This is a genomic window from Micromonospora sp. NPDC000442 (assembly GCF_042898635.1).
GTDB lineage: Bacteria > Actinomycetota > Actinomycetes > Mycobacteriales > Micromonosporaceae > Micromonospora.
In genome coordinates this window covers 98128-117964 of the sequence record NZ_JBIAYZ010000005.1, presented here as the reverse complement: position 1 = coordinate 117964, position 19837 = coordinate 98128, and the positions used below count along the sequence as shown (strand labels likewise).

The following is a 19837-nucleotide window of genomic DNA, read 5'->3' as shown; positions in this document are numbered from 1 at the left end:
GTCACCACACCTCGCCTTGCTTGCGCAGTGCCCGCCGGTAGAACACCGAGAACACCAGCAGGATGGACAGGATCAGTACGCCGTAGGTCGAGGCCAGCGAGTAGTTACGGATGCCCTCGAAGGCGGCCCGGTAGGCACCGGTCACCAGGATCTCGCTCTGCCCGGCCGGCTGCCCCTCGGTCACCAGGAAGATGATCGGGAACATGTTGAACGTCCAGATGGTGCCGAGCAGGATCACGGTCATGCTTACCGGCCGCAGGCCGGGCAGGGTGATGTTCTTGAACCGCTGCCAGGCGGAGGCGCCGTCGATCTCGGCCGCCTCGTACAACTCCGACGGGATGGTCTGCATGCCACCGAGCAGCGCCACCATCATGAACGGCACGCCGAGCCAGATGTTGGTGACGATGGCGGTGAGCAGCGCCGTCCACCGGTCGGCGAACCAGGACACCGGGTCGATGCCGACCGCGGTGAGCAGCGCGTTGGCCAAGCCGAAGCGCTCGTTGAAGATGAACTTCCAGGCGAACGCGCTGACGAAGGCCGGCACCGCCCAGGGCAGCACGAGCAGCACCCGGTAGAGACCCCGGAACCGCATCGGGCGGTTGAGCATGGTGGCCAGGCCGAGGCCGAGGCCGAAGTGGAAGGCCACGCAGACGAAGGTCCAGATCAGCGTGGTGCCGGTCCACTGCCAGAACTCGCCCACCTCACCGGTGAGCACCCGGACGTAGTTGTCCAGCCCGACGAACTCCCACTTGTTCGGGTTGTCGGCGCAGACCTCGCTCCCGGTGATCGACTTGGTGCAGATCTCGGCGACCTGGTTCGCCTCGTTGAGGTTGGTGAAGGAGAGCCAGATCCCGCGGAACAGCGGGTAGAAGATCAGAACCGCCAGGACGATGACGACGGGCAGCACCATCGCCCAGGCGTACCAGTGCTTCTCCCAGCTGCGGCGCAGCCGGGAGGGACGAGCGGATCGGCCGGACGGCGTCGAGGGCGGCGCCGGGTCGGCTGTCACGGTGGTCATCAGCTGCGCTCCAGGAGGGGAGGTCCGGCAGGGCCCCGTGACCGGGTACGGTCACGCGACCCTGCCGGGTGCCGAGAGGTCACCGGCCGGAGCCGGCGGTGAGGTCAGTTCTCGTAGGAGGGGACGACCTCGGCCTTGTACTTCTTCGCGACGGTGTCCAGCGCGGCCTTCGGGTCCTTGTTCTGGATCAGGACCTCGGTGGCCATCTGGTCGAGCGGGCCGAAGAACTGACCGGCCTCGGGGATCCACGGGCGGCCCACCCCGGCCTCCACGACCGGCTGGAACGCGGCGACGGTCGCGTTGTTCTTGACCGCGTCGAGGTCGTACGCCGAGGTGCGGGTCGGCAGCAGGCCCAGCTTCTCCGACAGGAACGCCTGCGACTCGGCGGAGCTCATGAACTTGACGAACGCGACGGCGGCGTCGACCTTCTCCTGCGGCATGCCGGACCAGATCACGTAGTTGTGGCCGCCGACCGGGCCACCGGCCTTGGCCGAGCCACCCGGCACCGGTGCGATGCCCAGGTTCTCCAGGCCGCCGAAGCCCGGCGCCTGCTGGACGTTGTTGACCTCCCACGGCCCGTTGATGATCATGGCGACCTTCTTCTCCTTGAAGAGGGTCATCATGGTGCCGTAGGCGTCGTTGGCGGACGGCTTGGCGGCCGCACCGCTGTCGATCAGGTCCTTGGCGATCGCCAGTCCGGCCGCGTTCTGCTCCGAGTTGATGACGATCTTCTTGCTCGCGGTGTCGACGAGGTCGCCACCCTCGCCGTACATGAAGGGCAGCAGGAAGTAGCCGGCCGGGTTGATGTAGACACCCTCGGCGTCGGTCTTCTCCTTGACGGTCTGCGCCGCGGTCTTCAGCTCGGCCCAGGTCTTCGGGGGCGCGCTGATGCCGGCCTGGCTCAGCAGCTCCTTGTTGTACATCAGGGCCAGGCTGTCGGTGACCTGGGGAACGCCGTAGGTCTTGCCGTCGAACTTGTTGGAGGCGAGCGGGGTCTCCAGGAAGTCGGACTCGTCGGCGAGCAGCTCGGAGCCGTCCAGCGCGTACAGGTAGCCCAGCGAGGCGAACTCGGGCACCCAGGCGACCTCGGCCCGCAGGATGTCCGGGGCGCCGGTCCTGGCCTGCGCGGCGGTCTTGAACTTGTTCTGCGCCTCACCGAACGGGACCGACTGGTAGTTGATCTTGACGTTCGGGTAGGTCTGGTTGAACTTGGCGATCAACTCCTGGAACGCCGGACCCTCGTTCTTCGGGTCCGAGGTGTCCCACCAGGTCAGTTCTGCGGTGAGGGAAGCGGGGTCGACCGCCGGCTGCTCCTCGCCCGCCTTGTCGTCCTCCCCGCCGCATGCGGCGACGGAAAGGGCGAGAGTGGCAGCGGCGAGTACGGCGATTCCCCTGGCTGTGCGGCGCATGTTCGCTCCTAAGTTGCCTGCCGGGTAACGGCGGGGACAGTAGCAAGAACTTTCGTAACTAGAAACCCCTTGCGAACACCCCTGCAACAACCGTGCCTCATCCGCAACTTCGACAGCCGACAAGTGTCGCTCTCTGGGCATTTTGCGCCCATCTGCGGTGACCGAACTCCCAACCACAGTCACCCAGCGCACACCGAAGGCACACTCTTCGTCCCGGTAGTGGCCGGCCCGGGCAGGGACCGTGGGCACGCTCCCGACGCCCGCTGCTCGATCCTGCAAGTTCTTGCCGGCTAATGCGCAAGAACTTGGCAGTGAGCTACAGTGCCGCCATGCGCGCTCGCCTGTCCGACATCGCCCAGCAGGCCGACGTCAGCGAGGCCACGGTGTCGCGGGTGCTCAACGACCGCCCCGGCGTGGCACCCGAGACTCGGCAGGCCGTCCTGACCGCCCTCGACGTGCTCGGGTACGAGCGCCCCGCCCGGCTGCGCAAGCGCAGCGCCGGACTGGTCGGCCTGGTGGTCCCGGAGCTGGACAATCCGATCTTCCCGGCGTTCGCCCAGATCATCGAGTCGGCCCTGGCCCCCACCGGCTACACCCCGGTGCTGTGCACCCAGACCCCCGGCGGCGTACGCGAGGACGAGTACGTCGAGATGCTGCTGGACCGGCAGGTCTCCGGGATCGTCTTCGTTTCCGGCCTGCACGCCGACACCGCCGCCGACCACGACCGGTACCGGACCCTGCTCGCCCGCCCGCTGCCGATCGTGATGATCAACGGGTACGCGCCGGGTATCCCGGCGCCCTTCGTCTCCTGTGATGACCGGGAGGCCGCCGAGCTGGCCGTGGCCCACCTGGTGGCCCTGGGCCACCGGCGGATCGGCCTGATCACCGGCCCCGACCGCTTCGTACCGGTACAGCGCAAGGTCAGCGGCTACAAGGCGGCGATGGAGCGCCTCGCCGGTGTCGACGAGGACGAGTTGGCCGAGCTGACCGAGCTGTCGCTGTTCGGCGTCGAGGGTGGCGAGGCGGCGGCCGGTCGGTTGATCGAGCGCGGCGCCACCGGCATCGTCTGCGGCTCCGACCTGATGGCACTCGGTGCCATCCGGGCCGCCCGGCAGCGGGGCATGTCCGTACCGGAGGACCTCTCGGTGGTCGGCTACGACGACTCGCCGCTGATGGCCTTCACCGATCCGCCGCTGACCACCATGCGGCAACCGGTGGCCGCGATGGCGGTGGCCGCGGTACGGGCACTGGTCGACGAGATCAACGGACACGGCGCCCCGCACTCGGAGTACCTGTTCCGGCCGGAGCTGGTGGTGCGTGGGTCCACGGCGGTGGCACGGCAGGACGCCGCGTCCGCTCCGAGCGGTGGCCCGGGCCGGCAACGGCCGGCACCACCCGCACTCGCGGTTCCGGCATGACCGGTCCGGCGTGACGTAGCCCGCAGGAGGAGCATCACCGACCCTTCTTGCGCAAGAAATGCTTGACTCTTGCAGAGCTGGCGCGGCATTCTTCTCAGATACCCGTGCGTCCCCACCTCGCCAACGCCGGGTGGCCGCCGTCCCGCGCCACAGAACGGGGAACACCCGATGACCGTCAGCACCCCCTCGCCGCTGACCTCCGACGCCGACTGGTGGCGCTCCGCCGTCGTCTACCAGGTCTACGTCCGCAGCTTCGCCGACTCCGACGGCGACGGCATCGGTGACCTCCAGGGCATCCGCGAACGCCTGCCCTACCTGCGCACGCTAGGGGTCGACGCGCTCTGGCTGACCCCCTTCTACACCTCGCCCATGGTCGACGGTGGCTACGACGTCGCCGACTACCGCGACGTGGACCCGATGTTCGGCAACCTCGCCGACTTCGAGGCGATGATCACCGACGCCCACGCGCTCGGCCTGCGGATCATCGTCGACATCGTGCCGAACCACACCTCCGACAAGCACCCCTGGTTCACCGCGGCACTGGCCGCCGCCCCCGGATCACCCGAACGGGCGCGCTACCTCTTCGCCGACGGCAAGGGCGACAACGGCGAGCAGCCTCCCAACGACTGGGAGAGCATCTTCGGCGGCCCGGCCTGGACCCGGGTCCCCGACGGCCAGTGGTACCTGCACCTGTTCGACCCCGCCCAGCCCGACCTGAACTGGCGGCACCCCGAGGTACGCACCGAATTCGAGGACATCCTCCGCTTCTGGCTGGACCGTGGCGTCGACGGATTCCGGATCGACGTGGCCCACGGCATGATCAAGGCCGACGGACTGCCGGACGTCGGTTTCAACTCGATGACCACCGGCCGCCGCCAGTCCGAGTTGCTCGGCAAGGGCCGGCTGCCCTACTTCGACCAGGACGAGGTGCACGACATCTACCGCGCCTGGCGGCCCATCCTGGACAGCTACCCCGGAGGCCGGATGGCCGTCGCCGAGGCGTGGGCCGAGACACCGCAGCGGCTGGCCCGCTACATCGGCCCGGACGAGCTGCACCAGGCTTTCAGCTTCGACTTCCTCGACGCCACCTGGTCGGCCGACTCGTTCCGCAAGGTGATCGACACGGCGCTTGCCGAATCCACAATCGTCGGCGCCCCGACCACCTGGGTGCTGTCCAACCACGACCGGCAACGGCACGTCACCCGCTACGGCGACGGCGAGATCGGGCTGCGCCGGGCCCGGGCCGCCGCGCTGCTGATGCTCGCCCTGCCCGGCTGCGCCTACCTCTACCAGGGTGAGGAACTGGGCCTGCCCGAGGTGCTCGACCTGCCCGACGAGCTGCGTCAGGACCCGGCCTTCCTGCGCACCGGCGAGAGCCGGGACGGCTGCCGGGTGCCGATCCCGTGGAGCGGCGAACTGGCGCCGTACGGCTTCGGACCGGCCGGCAGTGAGCTGAGCTGGCTGCCGGCCCCGACGACCTGGCGTGCCCTCTCGGTGGCCGCGCAGACCGGCACGCCCGCTTCCACTCTGGAGCTGTACCGCGCGGCACTGCGGATCCGCCACACCCATCCGGCGCTGGCCGGCCTCGGCGACATCACCTGGCTGGAGACCGGCCCCGGGGTGCTCGCCTTCCAACGCGAGGCCGGCGACACCGTGCTCACCTGCGTGGTCAACATCAGTGACGCACCCGTGGTGATCGACGGGTACGGCACGCCGCTCGTCGCCAGCGCGACGCTCACCGAACGCGACGGCGGCCACCTGCTGCCGGTCGACGCGGCGGTGTGGTTCGAGCGGTGCTGAGCGGGTAAGCCCCGTCACCGACTCGGCCGTCCGGCGTGCTGCGCGCCGCCGGGCGGCTGGGCACGACCCCTTGTGGTGGGGGGTGCGACGGTGCCGGTGCCCCTGGGGCGATCCCCTCGGGGCACCGGCACCTGTGTTCCGGCCACGGCCGCCGATCGACCGGATCAGCCGCTGGTGAGCTGGGCCGCGATCCGGGCGAACCCGGCACGCAGTTCGGCGACGTCCGGCGCCGGCAGCGGGCCGGCTGCCCGGTCGTGCTCGGCCGCCTCCAACTCCTCCTCGTCGATGGTGTCCTCGTAGTCGCCGTAGAGGTCGGCCTGGTCCACCCGCGCCACCTCGTCCTGCGCGGCGAACTGCGCGGCGGCGATCTCCCCCCGGATCTGCTCCACCGACACCGCCGGCACCAGCGGTTCCACCACCGCCATCAGCTGTTCCTCGGCGACCACCGCCTCGGCCAATGCCAACGCGTGCGGTCGCTCGTACGGGCCGCACACCACCGGCTCCCACTCGTCGGCGTCACTGAGCGGACCGAAGGTGATGATCCACGGCAGCTCCAGCATCGGCGAGCCGGCCGGCAGGTCCAACGTCACGAGTGCCCCCACGACCCCATCTTCGTCGGTGTCCGGGCAGGTGGGGGTGGGTTCGGCGGAACGTGCGGCAGGCGGGACCAGCGGCTCAACCCGCGCCGCCCGGCGTCCCGGGATCGGTATCCAGGTCGAGGTCGACCGGCGGGCGCCGACCGGCCAGGTCCACCGTCCGCCCGCGCTGGCTCGTCGCCGCCAGCGCGGCGCCGAAGAGCACCAGCTGGTTGAGCAGGTAGAGGTAGACCAGCAGCCCGACGGCGGTGGCCACCACCGTGTACGCGGGGTTGTGTTCGACCCGGCCCACCCAGAACCGGCCGACGGTGTTGAGCAGGGTGATGCCGACCGCGACGATCAGCACCACCGGCCGCAGCCGGGACCGGCTCATCCGTACCCGAGGGACCGCGACCAGCAGCAGCGTGGCCAGTACCGCGTTGACCAACACGCTGAGCAGCGCACTGACCGTGGTGAGCGCGAACGAGCCGGTGCTGCGCAGCAGGAAGCGCAGCAGCGTCTCCAACGCGTCCACGGCCGCCACCGAGAGGCCGAGGAGCACGAAGACGACAAGCAGCACACCCAGATCGACAAGACGGCGCACGACCAGGTTGCCCGGATGCTGATTGAGCCCGTGGATCAGCCGCTGCGAGGAACGGATCGCCTCCACCCACCCGATTCCGGTCAACACCAGGATCAACAGACCGACCACCCCGGCGGTGCCGCTGCTGTCGGCGACCTGGGTCGGATCGAGGAACGGCAGATTCTCGCCGAGGAACTCCTCCGCCGCCTCGCTCACCTCGTCGTTGTCCTCCAGGACCGCGCCGAAGATCGCGTACGCGACCAGGGCCAGGGCGAAGACCGCGAAGAAGCCGTAGTAGGCGATCGCGGCGGCCAGCCGGCCACCCTGGAGGTCGGTGTAGAGCGCCCCGGCACGCCACAGGTGACCGAAGACCCGGGAGCGGCGGCGCGCGGCAGCCAGCCGGCGGTCGACGACCGCCTCGACCCGACCCAGAACGTTCACGTCGTCATCCTCACCGATCCGTCGTCGCCGCGTCAGAGGTACCCGACGTGCCGGCCGGAAGGTCAGCCGCCCAGCCGGAAGTCCCGGCGTGGCTGCCACCGCGCCTGTCCGCTGTGCGAGAAGAGCGTGAAGTGGTCCACCTCGAACATCGCGGAGAAGTCCGCCAGGTCCTCGTACGCCTTGTCCAGCGCCTCCGGCGCGACGTCCTGGGCGACCGTCACATGCGGATGGTAGGGAAACCGAAGCTCCCGGCGTAGCTGCGGGGCAGCATTGATCGCGGCGGCGAGCAGTTCGCACTCGCTGATGCCGGCGGCGACCGCGACGAAGACCACCTGGGTCACCGGCCGGAAGGTGCCGGTGCCGCGCAGATGCAGGCTGAATGGCAGGTGAGCGGCGGCGACCCGGGCGAGGTGCCGCTCCACGGCCGGCAACGCGGTCACCGGGATCTCGGTCGGCCCGAGCAGGGTGACGTGGGCCGGCACCGCGTTCGGGTCACCGGCCTCCACCCGACGCCGGGTCAGCAGGCTGCCCCACGGCTCCGGGATGTCAACCGCGATGCCGATCTGGACGCTGTCACCGACCGCCGGCCCCCCGGTCCCCTGATCCACGCTGCACGCCACCCCTCCGACCATCGACCCCTGCCCGCACCGCCGCCCTCGCTCGGGCGGTCACTCGCCGCGCGCCGGTGGGAAGAAACCCACCCGCTCGTACGCGGTACGCAGCGTCGGCGCCGCCACCGCGCGGGCCTTCTCCGCGCCTGCGGCGAGGAGCTTGTCCAACTGGGCGGGATCGTCGAGATAAGAACGGGTGCGCTCCTGAATGGGGCTGACGAATTCCCGGACCACCTCGGCGAGGTCCTTCTTCAGGTCGCCGTAGCCCTTACCGTCGTACGCCGCGACCAGGTCGTCGATGCCCCGCCCGCTCAACGCCGAGAAGATGGTGAGCAGGTTGGAGATCCCCGGCTTGGTGACCTCGTCGAAGACGATCTCCCGGCCGGTGTCGGTGACCGCCGAGCGGATCTTCTTCGCCGAACGCGCCGGGTCCTCGAGCAGATCGACGATCCCGCCCGGCGACGAGGACGACTTCGACATCTTGGCGGTCGGGTCCTGTAGGTCGGTGATCTTCGCGGTGGCCTTCACGATGTGCGGCGCCGGGACCGTGAAGGTCCGGCCGAACAGCGAGTTGAACCGCTGCGCCAGGTCACGGGAAAGCTCCAGGTGCTGGCGCTGGTCCTCACCGACCGGTACGGCGTTGGCCTGGTAGAGCAGGATGTCGGCGGCCTGCAGGATCGGGTAGGTGAACAGGCCGACGCTGGCCCGCTCGTTGCCCTGCTTCTGCGACTTGTCCTTGAACTGGGTCATCCGGCTGGCTTCGCCGAACCCGGTGATGCAGCCGAGTACCCACGCCAGCTGGGCGTGCTCGGGCACCTGGGACTGCACGAACAGGGTGCAGCGTTCCGGGTCCAGACCGACCGCGAGCAGCTGCGCGGCGGCCACCCGCGAACGCTGGTGCAGCACCTTCGGGTCGTGCCCGGCGGTGATGGCGTGCAGGTCGACCACGCAGTAGAACGCGTCGTGCGACTCCTGCAACGCCACCCAGTGCCGCACCGCCCCGAGGTAGTTGCCGAGATGGAACGAATCGGCCGTCGGCTGGATGCCGGAGAAGACGCGGGGGCGGACGGGAACGTCGGACATGCCGGCAATTCTGTCAGCTAGCCCGGCGTACGTCATGACGGGCCGGCGGGTCGGGCCCGGTCGGCGGCCGAGACCACCTCGCGCCGCTGTTCGGGCAGGCGCGCGACGGTGACCGCCAGCCGGGCCACCCGTCGACCCTCCAGGGTCAGCACCCGTAGCAGCCAGCCGCCGGCCGGCACCCCCGCCGATTCGGCGGAGACCGGTATCTCGTCACCCGGCGCCGGTAGCCGCCCCAGCGCGGCCATCACGAAGCCGCCCACCGTCTCGTACGGTCCCGGCGGCAGGGGCACACCGGTGCGTTCGGCGAAGTCGGCGAGGTTGAGCCGACCGTCCACCACCGCCGGAAGCCCGGTGTACGCGGGCTCGGGAACGTCCGCGTACTCGTCATGGATCTCACCGACCAGTTCCTCGATGAGATCCTCGCAGGTGACGATGCCGGCGGTGCCGCCGTACTCGTCGACCACCACCGCCAGGTGATGCCCCTCCCGTCGCATCTCGGTCAACGCGGCGAGCACCCGTTTGCTGGCCGGCAGCCGCTTGACCTCGCGGGCCAGCTGACCGACCGTGGTGCCCGGTTCCCGGTCCGGGCCGAACAGCAGGTCACGCAGGTGCACCACGCCGACCACGTCGTCATGGGTGCCGTCGACCACCGGGTAACGGGTGTGCGGGCCGACCCGCACCAGTGGCTCCGCCTCGGCGATCGTCAGCGCCGCGGAGAGGAACACCACCTCCGTGCGGGGCATCATCACCTCGCGCACCAGGCTCGCACCGGCCACCAGCACGTCGTCGATGATGCGCCGCTCCACCGGATCCAGAATCGTGTTGGCGGCGACCAGGTCCCGCAGTTCCGCCTCGCTGATCCGTTCCCGGCCGGCGGTCGGGCCGGCACCGAGCAGGTCGGTGACGAGCCGCAGGGCGCCGTCGGCGGCCCGGACCACGACCCGGGCGACCGCTCGGGCCACCGGTCCCGGCTGACGGCGGTGCAGGTCGTGGCTACGCCGTCGGGATATGCGCCGACGCGAGGCCCGCATAGGAGTGATGGTAGCCAGCCCAGGCCGTAGGGTGACCACCAAGGCCGCGACCGTGCCGGCCAGGCGGGAGGAACCGACGTGAAACTGCTCGTCACCGGCGGGGCCGGCTTCATCGGCAGCGTGGTGACCCGGTTGCTGCTCGACGCCGGGCACGAGGTGGTCGTGCTGGACGACCTGCGCACCGGCCACCGGGCGGCCCTCGCCCCCGACGCCATCCACGTCGAGGCCGGCATCCACGACGCCGCCAAGGTGCTCACCCCGCAGGCCGGTTTCGACGGGGTACTGCACTTCGCCGCGCTGATCGCCGCCGGCGAGTCGATGGTCGCCCCCGAACGGTACTGGCACAACAACACTGTCGGCACACTGGCGCTGATCGACGCGGTGCGGGCCGCCGGCGTACCACGGCTGGTGTTCTCCTCCACCGCCGCCGTCTACGGCAATCCCACCGAGCTGCCCATCCCGGAGACCGCGGTCAAGGCACCCACCAACACGTACGGGGCGACGAAGCTCGCCGTCGACATGGCGCTCACCTCCGAGTCGATCGGGCACGGCCTGGCCGCCGTCTCGTTGCGCTACTTCAACGTCGCCGGTGCCCACCTCGACGGTGACGTCGTCCTCGGCGAACGGCACGAGCCCGAGACCCACCTCATCCCGATCGCGCTGGAGGTCGCCGCCGACCGGCGGGACAAGCTGCAACTCTTCGGCGACGACTACCCCACCGTCGACGGCACCTGCGTCCGCGACTACATCCACGTCTCCGACCTGGCCCGGGCTCACCTGCTCGCCCTGGACGCGGCCACCGCCGGACAACACCGCATCTACAACCTCGGCAACGGCAACGGTTTCACCAACCGGCAGGTGGTCGAGGTCGTCCGCGAGGTCACCGGGCACCCGGTGCCGGTCGAGGTGGCGCCCCGCCGGGAAGGCGATCCGGCCGAACTGGTCGCCTCCTCCGCGCTGGCCCGCGCCGAACTGGGCTGGGAACCCCGCAAGCCCACCCTGCACGACATGGTCACCGACGCCTGGGCCTTCTACCGTGCGCAGGTCCTGGACCGCCCGTGACCAACCACCCCGACGAGGTGGCCGACCGCGCCACCACCTGCTTTCAGCACGCGTACGGCCAGGCGCCCGCCGGCCGCTGGGCGGCTCCCGGCCGGGTCAACCTGATCGGTGAGCACACCGACTACAACGACGGGTTCGTGCTGCCGTTCGCACTCCCGCTGCGTACCGTCGTCGCGGCTACGCCGCAGCCGACCGGCAGCTGGACGGTCTGCTCCGAGCTGACCGGCGAGACGGTCAGCTTCGGCACCGACGAGGTGACCCGCCCTGGCCGGGTGACCGGCTGGGCGGCGTACGTGGCCGGGGTGGTGTGGGCGCTGCGGGAGGCGGGGCACCCCGTACCCGGTGCCCGGCTGGCCGTCGCCTCCGACGTGCCGCTCGGCGCCGGGCTCTCCTCCTCCGCCGCGCTGGAAGCCGCCGTGCTCACCGCACTTGTCGACCTGGGCGGGCTGGAGCTGCCGGCCGACCAGCAGCCCCGGCTGGCCCAGCGCGCCGAGAACCAGTACGTCGGCGCACCCACCGGCATCATGGACCAGTCGGCGGTGATCCGCTGCCGCGCCGGTCACGCCCTCTTCCTCGACTGCCGCACCGAGCGGGTCGAACACATCCCGTTCGACCTCGACGGCGCCGGCCTCACGGTCCTGGTGATCGACAGTCGAGCCCCGCACCGACACGCCGACGGCGAGTACGCGGCCCGCCGCGCCAGCTGCGAGAAGGCGGCCGCACTGCTCGACGTGCCCGCCCTGCGTGACGTGCCGCCGACCGGCCTCGACGACGCGCTCGCCCGGCTTCCCGACGACGAGACCCGCCGCCGGGTCCGCCACGTGGTCACCGAGGACCAGCGGGTACTCGACACCGTCGCGCTGCTCCGCGACGGGCAGGTCCGGCAGATCGGGCCGCTGCTCACCGCCTCGCACGCCTCCATGCGTGACGACTTCGCCATCACCGTCCCCGAGGTGGACACCGCCGTCGAGGCCGCGCTGGCCGCCGGGGCGCTCGGCGCCCGGATGACCGGCGGTGGTTTCGGCGGCTGCGTGCTGGCCCTGGTCGAGGCGGACCAGTCCGACCGCGTCGGCACCGCCGTCACCGCCGCCTACGCCAACCGCGCCTTCCCCACCCCCACCGTCACCCCCGCCACCCCCGCCCCCGGCGCCACCCGCCTGGACTGACCCTCGACCCGTTGATCAAGAAGTTTTGGTCGGGATCGCGCGCAATCCCGACCAAAACTTCTTGATCAACCAGGGTTCCCGGGGGCTCCGGGTAAGTGGGTCAGGGGGTTTCGACGATCATGCCGGCGCCGACCGTGCGGTTGGTGGCCTCGTCGATGATGATGAACCCGCCGGTGGTGCGGTTGCGGCGGTACTCGTCGGCCAGCAGCGGGACGGTGGTCCGCAGGCGGACCCGGCCGATCTCGTTGAGCCGCAACTCGTTCGCCGACTCGTCACGGTGCAGCGAATTGATGTCGAGACGGTAGTGCAGGCCCCGGACGATGGCCCGCGCCGCGCGGGTCGTGTGCTTGATCGAGTACTTGCCGCCGACCTGCAACGGACGGGTCTCGTCCATCCAGCAGACCATCGCCTCGATGTCCTGGGCCACCGCCGGCGCGTTGTTCGGCCGGCAGATCATGTCACCACGCGAGATGTCGATCTCGTTCTCCAGGCGTACCGTCACCGACATCGGCGGGAACGCCTCCGCGACCGGCCCGTCGGCGGTCTCCACCGCGGCGATCCGGCTGGTGAAGCCCGAAGGCAGCACCATCACCTCGTCACCCGGCTTGAGCACCCCCGAGGCCACCTGGCCGGCGTAGCCCCGGTAGTCGGTCACCGTGGTCGACTGAGGGCGGATCACGTACTGCACCGGGAAGCGGACATCGACCAGGTTACGGTCGCTGGCGATGTGCACCCGCTCCAGGTGGTGCAGCAACGCCGGGCCTTCGTACCAGGGCATGTTCTCCGAACGGGTGACGATGTTGTCACCCCGCAACGCGGAGATCGGCACCACCGTCAGATCCGGTGCGTCCAGCTTCGCGGCGAACGCGGTGAACTCGTCGGCGATCCGCTCGAAGACCTCCTGCGAGAAGTCGACCAGATCCATCTTGTTCACGCAGAGCACCAGGTGCGGCACCCGCAACAGCGAGCAGAGGAAGGCATGCCGGCGGGACTGCTCGACCAGACCCTTGCGGGCGTCCACCAGGATCAGCGCCAGGTCGGCGGTGGAGGCCCCGGTGACCATGTTCCGGGTGTACTGGATGTGCCCGGGGGTGTCGGCGATGATGAACTTGCGTCGGGGCGTGGCGAAGTAGCGGTACGCCACGTCGATCGTGATGCCCTGCTCCCGCTCCGCCCGCAGCCCGTCGGTGAGCAGCGCCAGGTTGGTGTACTCGTCACCCCGGGCCGCGCTGACCGCCTCGACCGCCGCCAACTGGTCGGTGAACAGCGACTTCGTGTCGTAGAGCAGCCGACCGATCAGGGTCGACTTGCCGTCGTCCACACTCCCGGCCGTGGCGAAACGCAACAGGTCCATCGGCCGGCCCTCGGCCACGGGAGCGGCGTCCAGAGTCTCGGTGCTCATCAGAAGTAGCCCTCCCGCTTGCGGTCCTCCATCGCGGCCTCGCTGACCCGGTCGTCACCCCGGGTCGCGCCACGCTCGGTGATCCGGGTCGCGGCGACCTCCTCGATGACCTTCTCTACCGTGTCCGCGTCGGAGCACACCGCCGCCGTGCAGGAGGCGTCGCCCACCGTGCGGTACCGCACCCGAGCCTTGAACCGCTCCTCACCGGCCCGCGCCGGCAGGAACTCGTTCACCGCGTAAAGCATCCCGTCGCGCTCGACCACCTCACGCTCGTGCGCGTAGTAGATCGACGGCAACTCGATCCGCTCGCGGGCGATGTAGTGCCACACGTCCAACTCGGTCCAGTTGGACAGCGGGAACACCCGGATCGACTCGCCCGAATGATGCCGACCGTTGTAGAGCGCCCACAGCTCCGGCCGCTGGTTCTTCGGATCCCACTGGCCGAACTCGTCACGGAAGCTGAACATCCGTTCCTTCGCCCGGGCCTTCTCCTCGTCCCGCCGGGCCCCGCCGAAGAGGGCGTTGAAACGGTGCTTCTCCACCGCCTCCAGCAGCACCGGCGTCTGGATCCGGTTACGCGTCCCGTCCGCGGGCTCCCGGACCAGGCCGCTGGCCAGAGCCTCCGGCACACTGGCCACCACCAGTTGCAGGCCCAGCTCGGCCACCCGCCGGTCGCGGTAGTCAAGCACCTCCGGGAAGTTGTGACCCGTATCGACATGCATCACCGGGAACGGAATGTGACCCGGGGCGAACGCCTTCTGCGCCAGCCGGAGCATGACGATCGAGTCCTTGCCACCGGAGAAGAGCAGCACCGGCCGCTCCAACTCGGCGACCACCTCGCGCATCACGAAGATGCTCTCCGCCTCCAGCGCGTCGAGATGGGTGACCTGGTACGCAGCACTGGTCATGACACCGGCTCGATTCGCTCGGTCATCCGCTTTCCAGACCTTTCCGGTCGGGGATGTCAGGAAGTAGCGACAGGCTACCCGCAATGCCGCTGCAACGCCGCAAGTAACCGGCTGGCGAGATCCTTACGGCACACCAGCAGGTCCGGCAGGCGCGGATCCGCCTCGTTGTATTTCAGCGCAGAACCATCGATCCGGGAAGCGTGCAGTCCGGTGGCCGTCGCCACAGCGACCGGCGCCGCCGAATCCCACTCGTACTGCCCGCCGGCATGGATGTACGCGTCCACCTCACCGGTCACCACAGCGGCGATCTTCGCCCCGGCCGAGCCCATCGGCACCAACTGCGCCCCGACCTCCTCAGCGAGATCGGTCAGGAACACCGGCGGCCGACTGCGACTCGCGGCCAACCGCACCGCACCGCCCGCCGTCGCCGCCTCCGGCGTCATCGGTGGATAGGCCGGCGGCAGGTCCGTACCCAGGACCCGATGCTGCGCCGGCAGCCCGACCGCACCGGCGACCAGACCATGCGAGGTGGTCGCGTTACGGGCCCAGAGCGCCACATGCACCGCCCAGTCCGCGCGCCCCTCCTCGCTGAACTCCCGCGTACCGTCCAGCGGGTCGATGATCCAGACCCGGTCGGCGGTCAACCGCGACACGGCACCGGCGTTCACCTCGGCCGCCCACGCCAGCCGGGAACCCTCGTCCTCCTCGGAGAGCACCGCGTCACCCGGGCGCCACTTCGCCAACTCGGTACGGATCAGGTCGTGGGAGACCTTGTCCCCCGCCGACTTCAACGCACCGGCATCGGCGAACCCCATCTCCGCCCGCAGGCCCAGCAGCGCCTGCCCGGCACGATCCGCCAGCCACCGCGCGAACGCCCCGTCGATCATCGGTGGACCGCTCATGCTTCCGCTCCCGTCGCCACGATCCGCGTACGCCGAGCGGCCGGCCCGCCCCGCCGAACCCGCACACTACCGGGCCACCGGCGAACCCGACCGCCGCAGTCCGCCCCTGGCGCGTGTGTCGCGGTCCTTCGGGAGCCGAGGCGGAGGTCCCGGCACCCGCGTCAAACCCCGTGGTAGAGGTTCTGGGTCGGCTCCACACCCCGGCTGACCACGGATTCCACCACGTCCGCGGCCCGGTCCACCAGAAAGTCCAACTCCTTGCGCTCCGCCGTGCCGAAATCCGACAGCACATAGTCCGCCGGATCCTGCCGCCCCGGCGGTCGACCGATCCCGAACCGCACCCGCACGTAATCCTTCGTGCCCAGCGACTTCGACATCGACCGCAGGCCGTTGTGCCCGCCCTCACCGCCGCCGCACTTGACCCGCACCTGGCCGTAACCGATGTCCAGCTCGTCGTGCACCGCGATCACACGACCCGGCGGCACCTTGAAGAACTGCGCCAGGCTGGCCACCGGACCACCGGACAGATTCATGTAGGTCAGCGGCTTGGCCAGCACCAGCTTCGGCCCGCCCAACTCCAGTCGCCCCTCCGCGACCTCCGCCACCGCTCGCCGATGCCGGCCGAACTTCCCACCCAGCCGACCGGCCAGCAGGTCGGCGACCATGAACCCGACGTTGTGTCGGTTGCCCGCGTACTCCCGGCCCGGGTTACCCAGGCCGATCACCAGCCACGGCCCGGTCTCGTCCGTCACCGCCCGTCCCTCCCGCTCGCACCGCGGTCAACCACCACCCGCGTCGCCGATCTTCCTTATACGCCGACAGGCGCCCCCGAAGAACCGGGGACGCCTGCCGCAAACTGAGAAACTGTCAGGCCTCGGCGCGACCCTCGGTGCCCGCCTCGCCCTCGGCGGCCGGCGTCTCGGCGGCACCCTCGGTGACCTCGCCGACCTCGGCCTCGGCCTCCTCGGTGGCTTCCTCGACCTCGGGCAGCGTCGACTCCAACTGCTCGGCGGTCGGCGCGGCGGTGATCGAAGCGATCAGCATCTCCGGGTCGACGGCCAGCTCCACACCCGCCGGCAACGACACGTCAGCGGCGGTGATCTGGGAACCCGCCTCGGCGCCCTCGATCGAAGCCTCCAGGTGATCCGGCACCTTTGTCGCGTCGGCGGTCACCGAGAGGGTGTCGTGGTCGTGCACGATCAGCGTGTCACGCGCGGCCTCACCCGTGAGCTGAACCGGCACGTCCACGGTGACCTTCTCACCGCGACGCACCAGCAACAGGTCGACGTGCTCAAAGGTGTCCTTGATCGGGTCCCGCTGGATCGCCTTGGGCAGCGCCAGGGCCTGGGTGCCGTCGCTGATGTCGAGCGCGAGGAGCTGGTTGGCGCCACCGTTACGGATGGCCGCCGCGAACTCACGGGCCGGCAGCGCGATGTGCTTGGGCTTCTCGCCATGGCCGTACAGCACGGCGGGCACCTTGCCGGCCCGGCGGGTACGGCGGGCACCACCCTTGCCGAACTCGGTGCGGGGCTCGGCGCTGATCTTTACCTCGGACACGGGGAAACTCCTGATGCTTCGCTGCGGCAGCTTGTCTGGCGGTGCTGGGCGGGGGGCTCGCAGGGGCTCATGCGTCAGAAGACTGCCCGGAGCACCGCGTCGATCACGGTGCCTCCGTGCGGCGCTTCTCAGCGGCCCGCAGGGCACCCTCGCCGTGGCAACCGCACCAGTCTACCCGAGCGGTTTCCCGGGTTTCCGGCAGTCCCCGTACCCGCCCGGCACCGGCCCGACGTCTCAGCGACGAACCGCGCTCAGCTCAGCCCGCCGAAGAGAGTGGTCACCGAACCGTCGTCGAAGACCTCGCGGATCGCCCGCGCCAGCAGCGGCGCGATCGACAGCACGGTGAGCTTGTCGAGCTGCTTCTCCGGCGGCAACGGGAGCGTGTTGGTCACCACGACCTCGCTGATCGGGCTGTTCTTCAACCGCTCCGTCGCGGGATCGGACAGCAGCGCGTGGGTGGACGCCACGATCACGTCCGCCGCCCCCGACTCCTTCAAAATGTCCGCCGCCCGGCAGATCGTGCCGCCCGTGTCGATCATGTCGTCGACGATCAGGCAGACCCGACCCTCGACCTCACCGACCACCCGGTTCGCCACCACCTGGTTCGGCTTCATCGGATCCCGGGTCTTGTGAATGAAGGCCAGCGGGCAACCACCCAGCCGGTCCGTCCACCGCTCGGCCACCCGCACCCGGCCCGAGTCCGGCGCGACCACGGTCATCGGCCGGCCCGCGTACTTGCGCTCCACGTACTCGGCCAGGATGTCCATCGCGAAGAGGTGGTCGACCGGGCCGTCGAAGAAACCCTGGATCTGCGCGGTGTGCAGGTCCACGGTGAGGATCCGGTTCGCCCCGGCGGTCTTCAGCAGGTCGGCGACCAGCCGCGCCGAGATCGGCTCCCGGCCACGGTGCTTCTTGTCCTGCCGGGAGTACGGATAGAACGGCAGGACGACCGTGATCCGCTTGGCCGAACCACGCTTCAGCGCGTCGACCATGATCAGGGTCTCCATGACCCAGGTGTTCACCCCGTGCGTGACCGACTGCACCACGAAGGCGTCCGAACCACGTACCGAGTCCTTGAACCGTACGAAGATCTCGCCGTTGGCGAACTCGTACGCGTCGGCCGGCGTCGGCGCGACGCCGAGCACCTCACCGATCTCCTTGGCCAACTCCGGAAAACCACGTCCGGAGAAGAGCATCAGGCTCTTGCGGTTTTCGGCGACGATGCTGCCCATGGGCCCGTCTGCTCCCGTATTCGGTCGGCGGTACCCGGCCTGCGGTGGTGGTCGGCCGGGGACTATTCGGTTGCAGTATCTCCCGGCCCGGGCGTACCGCCCACCGACTCGGCGGTGCCGTGGATTGCCTCACCTTCGCTTGCGGACGACGTCGCAGCCGGAGCACCCTGCGTACCCCGAAGGGCACGCTCGGCCGCCTCCGCGGAAGCCGTACCGGCACGCTTGCGCGCCACCCAGCCCTCCACGCTGCGCTGCGGTGCCCGGGTCAGCCCCAGGGCCCCCGGCGGCACGTCCTCGCTGATCGCGCTCCCCGCCGCCACGTACGCCCCGGCACCCACCTCGACAGGTGCGATGAGGCTCGTGTCGCAGCCCACGAACGCCGCCTCGCCGACCACGGTGCGGTGCTTGTTCACCCCGTCGTAGTTCACGAAGATCGTCGCCGCGCCGATGTTCGCCCTCGCTCCGATCGTCGCGTCGCCCACGTACGACAGGTGCGGCACCTTGGCACCGGCACCCAGCTCGGAGTTCTTCACCTCGACGAACGTGCCGACCTTCGACCGCTCAGCCAGCCGCGCGTCCGGCCGCAGGTACGCGTACGGCCCGACGCTGGCACCCGGACCCACCTCGGCACCGACCGCGTGGCTGCGCAGCACCGTGGCGCCGGGCCCCACCACCGTGTCGATCAACGTCACGTCCGGCCCGACCACCGCGCCGCTGCCGACCACCGAACCGCCACGTAGCTGGGTGTTCTGATCCACCACCGCGTCGCGGTCCAGGGCCACCGTCACGTCGATCCAGGTGGTCTCGGGGTCGAGCAGACTGACGCCGGCCCGCATCCACCGCTCGTTGACCCGGTCACGCAACAGCCGGCGCAACGCCGCCAGCTCCACCCGGTCGTTGCAACCGAGCGTCTCGGTGTGGTCGGCCGCCAGGTGCACCCCCACCGGCTCGCCGGCGGAGACCAACATCTTGAAGACGTCGGTGAGGTACTCCTCGCCCTGGTCGTTGTCGGTCGACAGCTTGCCGAGCACGTCCCGCAGCCGGGCCGCGTCGAACGCGTAGATCCCGGCGTTGATCTCCCGAACCGCCAGCTGCGCGGGTGTCGCGTCACGCTGCTCGACGATCTGTTCCAGCCGGCCCGCAGCGTCCCGCACGATGCGTCCGAGCCCGGTCGGGTCCGGCACCTCCGCCGCGAGCACGGTCGCCGCGGCGCCCTCGCTCTCGTGGGCCGTCACCAGCTCGCCGACCGTCTCGGGTCGCAGCAAGGGCACATCGCCGTTGAGCACCACCACCGTGCCGGTGACCTCCGGGGCGGCCTCCAGCGCGATCCGCACCGCGTGCCCGGTGCCGAGCTGTTCCGCCTGGTGAACCGCGGTGGCCTCGGGGGCGATCCCGGCGAGGTGGGTGCGGACCTGATCGGCGCCGTGCCCCACCACCACCAGGGTCCGCGCGGCAGCCAGCGGCTCGGCCGCGTTGAGGACGTGGCCCACCAGCGTCCGGCCGAGCAGCGGGTGCAGGACCTTGGGCAACGAGGACTTCATCCGCTTGCCCTCACCGGCGGCGAGTACGACGACGGTACGGGTGTGGGGCTCGGGCACGACGTGGCTCCCGTCGGAACGCGGACAGTCTCGCGGCCATG

The 19837-nt window shown here is 70.2% G+C and carries 18 protein-coding genes; 4 read left to right on the top strand and 14 right to left on the bottom strand.

All coding sequences use genetic code 11. The features are described 5' to 3' along the window. Position 1: 1 nt before the first annotated feature. Complete coding sequence (locus tag ACFY2A_RS09715; protein ID WP_363923849.1) at positions 2 to 1018, bottom strand: sugar ABC transporter permease; 1017 nt, start codon at positions 1016 to 1018, stop codon at positions 2 to 4. Between the two features lie 104 nt (positions 1019 to 1122). Next, on the bottom strand, positions 1123 to 2427 hold the full coding sequence (locus ACFY2A_RS09710) for an extracellular solute-binding protein (protein ID WP_363923850.1): 1305 nt from the start codon (positions 2425 to 2427) through the stop codon (positions 1123 to 1125). Positions 2428 to 2756: 329 nt separating this feature from the next. Between ACFY2A_RS09710 and ACFY2A_RS09705 the strand changes: the two genes are divergently transcribed. Then, positions 2757 to 3845 (top strand): LacI family DNA-binding transcriptional regulator, encoded by a 1089-nt coding sequence (locus ACFY2A_RS09705; protein ID WP_357581464.1) that lies wholly within the window; start codon positions 2757 to 2759, stop codon positions 3843 to 3845. Between the two features lie 168 nt (positions 3846 to 4013). Then, a complete protein-coding gene (locus ACFY2A_RS09700) occupies positions 4014 to 5645 on the top strand; it encodes a glycoside hydrolase family 13 protein (RefSeq protein ID WP_387170291.1) in 1632 nt (543 codons plus the stop codon). A gap of 164 nt (positions 5646 to 5809) precedes the next feature. Here ACFY2A_RS09700 and ACFY2A_RS09695 read toward each other — a convergent pair whose 3' ends face one another. The 5 genes from ACFY2A_RS09695 to ACFY2A_RS09675 form a co-directional block, all read right to left on the bottom strand. After that, complete coding sequence (locus ACFY2A_RS09695) at positions 5810 to 6247, bottom strand: hypothetical protein (RefSeq protein ID WP_363923852.1); 438 nt, start codon at positions 6245 to 6247, stop codon at positions 5810 to 5812. A gap of 73 nt (positions 6248 to 6320) precedes the next feature. After that, positions 6321 to 7244 (bottom strand): YihY/virulence factor BrkB family protein, encoded by a 924-nt coding sequence (locus ACFY2A_RS09690; RefSeq protein ID WP_387170289.1) that lies wholly within the window; start codon positions 7242 to 7244, stop codon positions 6321 to 6323. 62 nt (positions 7245 to 7306) lie between these two features. After that, positions 7307 to 7876, bottom strand: coding sequence for a 2'-5' RNA ligase family protein (locus ACFY2A_RS09685; protein WP_387170288.1), 570 nt, complete (start codon positions 7874 to 7876; stop codon positions 7307 to 7309). Positions 7877 to 7912: 36 nt separating this feature from the next. Next, the gene (gene trpS / locus ACFY2A_RS09680; protein ID WP_387170286.1) at positions 7913 to 8938 is read right to left on the bottom strand and encodes a tryptophan--tRNA ligase; all 1026 of its coding nucleotides are present in this window, start codon (positions 8936 to 8938) and stop codon (positions 7913 to 7915) included. Between the two features lie 32 nt (positions 8939 to 8970). After that, positions 8971 to 9969 (bottom strand): hemolysin family protein, encoded by a 999-nt coding sequence (locus ACFY2A_RS09675; RefSeq protein ID WP_387170284.1) that lies wholly within the window; start codon positions 9967 to 9969, stop codon positions 8971 to 8973. Positions 9970 to 10047: 78 nt separating this feature from the next. Here ACFY2A_RS09675 and galE point away from each other — a divergent pair, with 78 nt between their 5' ends. Beyond that, on the top strand, positions 10048 to 11031 hold the full coding sequence (gene galE, locus ACFY2A_RS09670) for a UDP-glucose 4-epimerase GalE (RefSeq protein ID WP_387170282.1): 984 nt from the start codon (positions 10048 to 10050) through the stop codon (positions 11029 to 11031). Further along, the gene (galK, locus tag ACFY2A_RS09665; RefSeq protein ID WP_387170280.1) at positions 11028 to 12197 is read left to right on the top strand and encodes a galactokinase; all 1170 of its coding nucleotides are present in this window, start codon (positions 11028 to 11030) and stop codon (positions 12195 to 12197) included. The genes galE and galK overlap by 4 nt, the downstream gene beginning before the upstream one ends. Positions 12198 to 12297: 100 nt before the next feature. Here the strand turns inward: galK and cysN are convergent, their stop codons facing one another. The 7 genes from cysN to glmU form a co-directional block, all read right to left on the bottom strand. Next, the gene (gene cysN, locus ACFY2A_RS09660; RefSeq protein WP_363923860.1) at positions 12298 to 13599 is read right to left on the bottom strand and encodes a sulfate adenylyltransferase subunit CysN; all 1302 of its coding nucleotides are present in this window, start codon (positions 13597 to 13599) and stop codon (positions 12298 to 12300) included. Then, a complete protein-coding gene (cysD, locus tag ACFY2A_RS09655) occupies positions 13599 to 14507 on the bottom strand; it encodes a sulfate adenylyltransferase subunit CysD (RefSeq protein WP_387170278.1) in 909 nt (302 codons plus the stop codon). Before cysD ends, cysN begins: the two co-directional genes overlap by 1 nt. A 74-nt stretch (positions 14508 to 14581) precedes the next feature. Further along, complete coding sequence (locus ACFY2A_RS09650) at positions 14582 to 15409, bottom strand: inositol monophosphatase family protein (RefSeq protein ID WP_363923862.1); 828 nt, start codon at positions 15407 to 15409, stop codon at positions 14582 to 14584. Positions 15410 to 15570: 161 nt separating this feature from the next. Further along, on the bottom strand, positions 15571 to 16161 hold the full coding sequence (gene pth / locus ACFY2A_RS09645; RefSeq protein WP_363923863.1) for an aminoacyl-tRNA hydrolase: 591 nt from the start codon (positions 16159 to 16161) through the stop codon (positions 15571 to 15573). Between the two features lie 115 nt (positions 16162 to 16276). Further along, positions 16277 to 16966 carry a 50S ribosomal protein L25/general stress protein Ctc gene (locus ACFY2A_RS09640; RefSeq protein WP_387170275.1) on the bottom strand — a complete coding sequence of 230 codons (690 nt, stop codon included), beginning with the start codon at positions 16964 to 16966 and terminating at the stop codon, positions 16277 to 16279. Between the two features lie 251 nt (positions 16967 to 17217). After that, positions 17218 to 18198 (bottom strand): ribose-phosphate diphosphokinase, encoded by a 981-nt coding sequence (locus ACFY2A_RS09635; RefSeq protein WP_164446188.1) that lies wholly within the window; start codon positions 18196 to 18198, stop codon positions 17218 to 17220. 62 nt (positions 18199 to 18260) lie between these two features. Further along, positions 18261 to 19796 carry a bifunctional UDP-N-acetylglucosamine diphosphorylase/glucosamine-1-phosphate N-acetyltransferase GlmU gene (gene glmU, locus ACFY2A_RS09630; protein ID WP_387170272.1) on the bottom strand — a complete coding sequence of 512 codons (1536 nt, stop codon included), beginning with the start codon at positions 19794 to 19796 and terminating at the stop codon, positions 18261 to 18263. Positions 19797 to 19837: the final 41 nt, after the last annotated feature.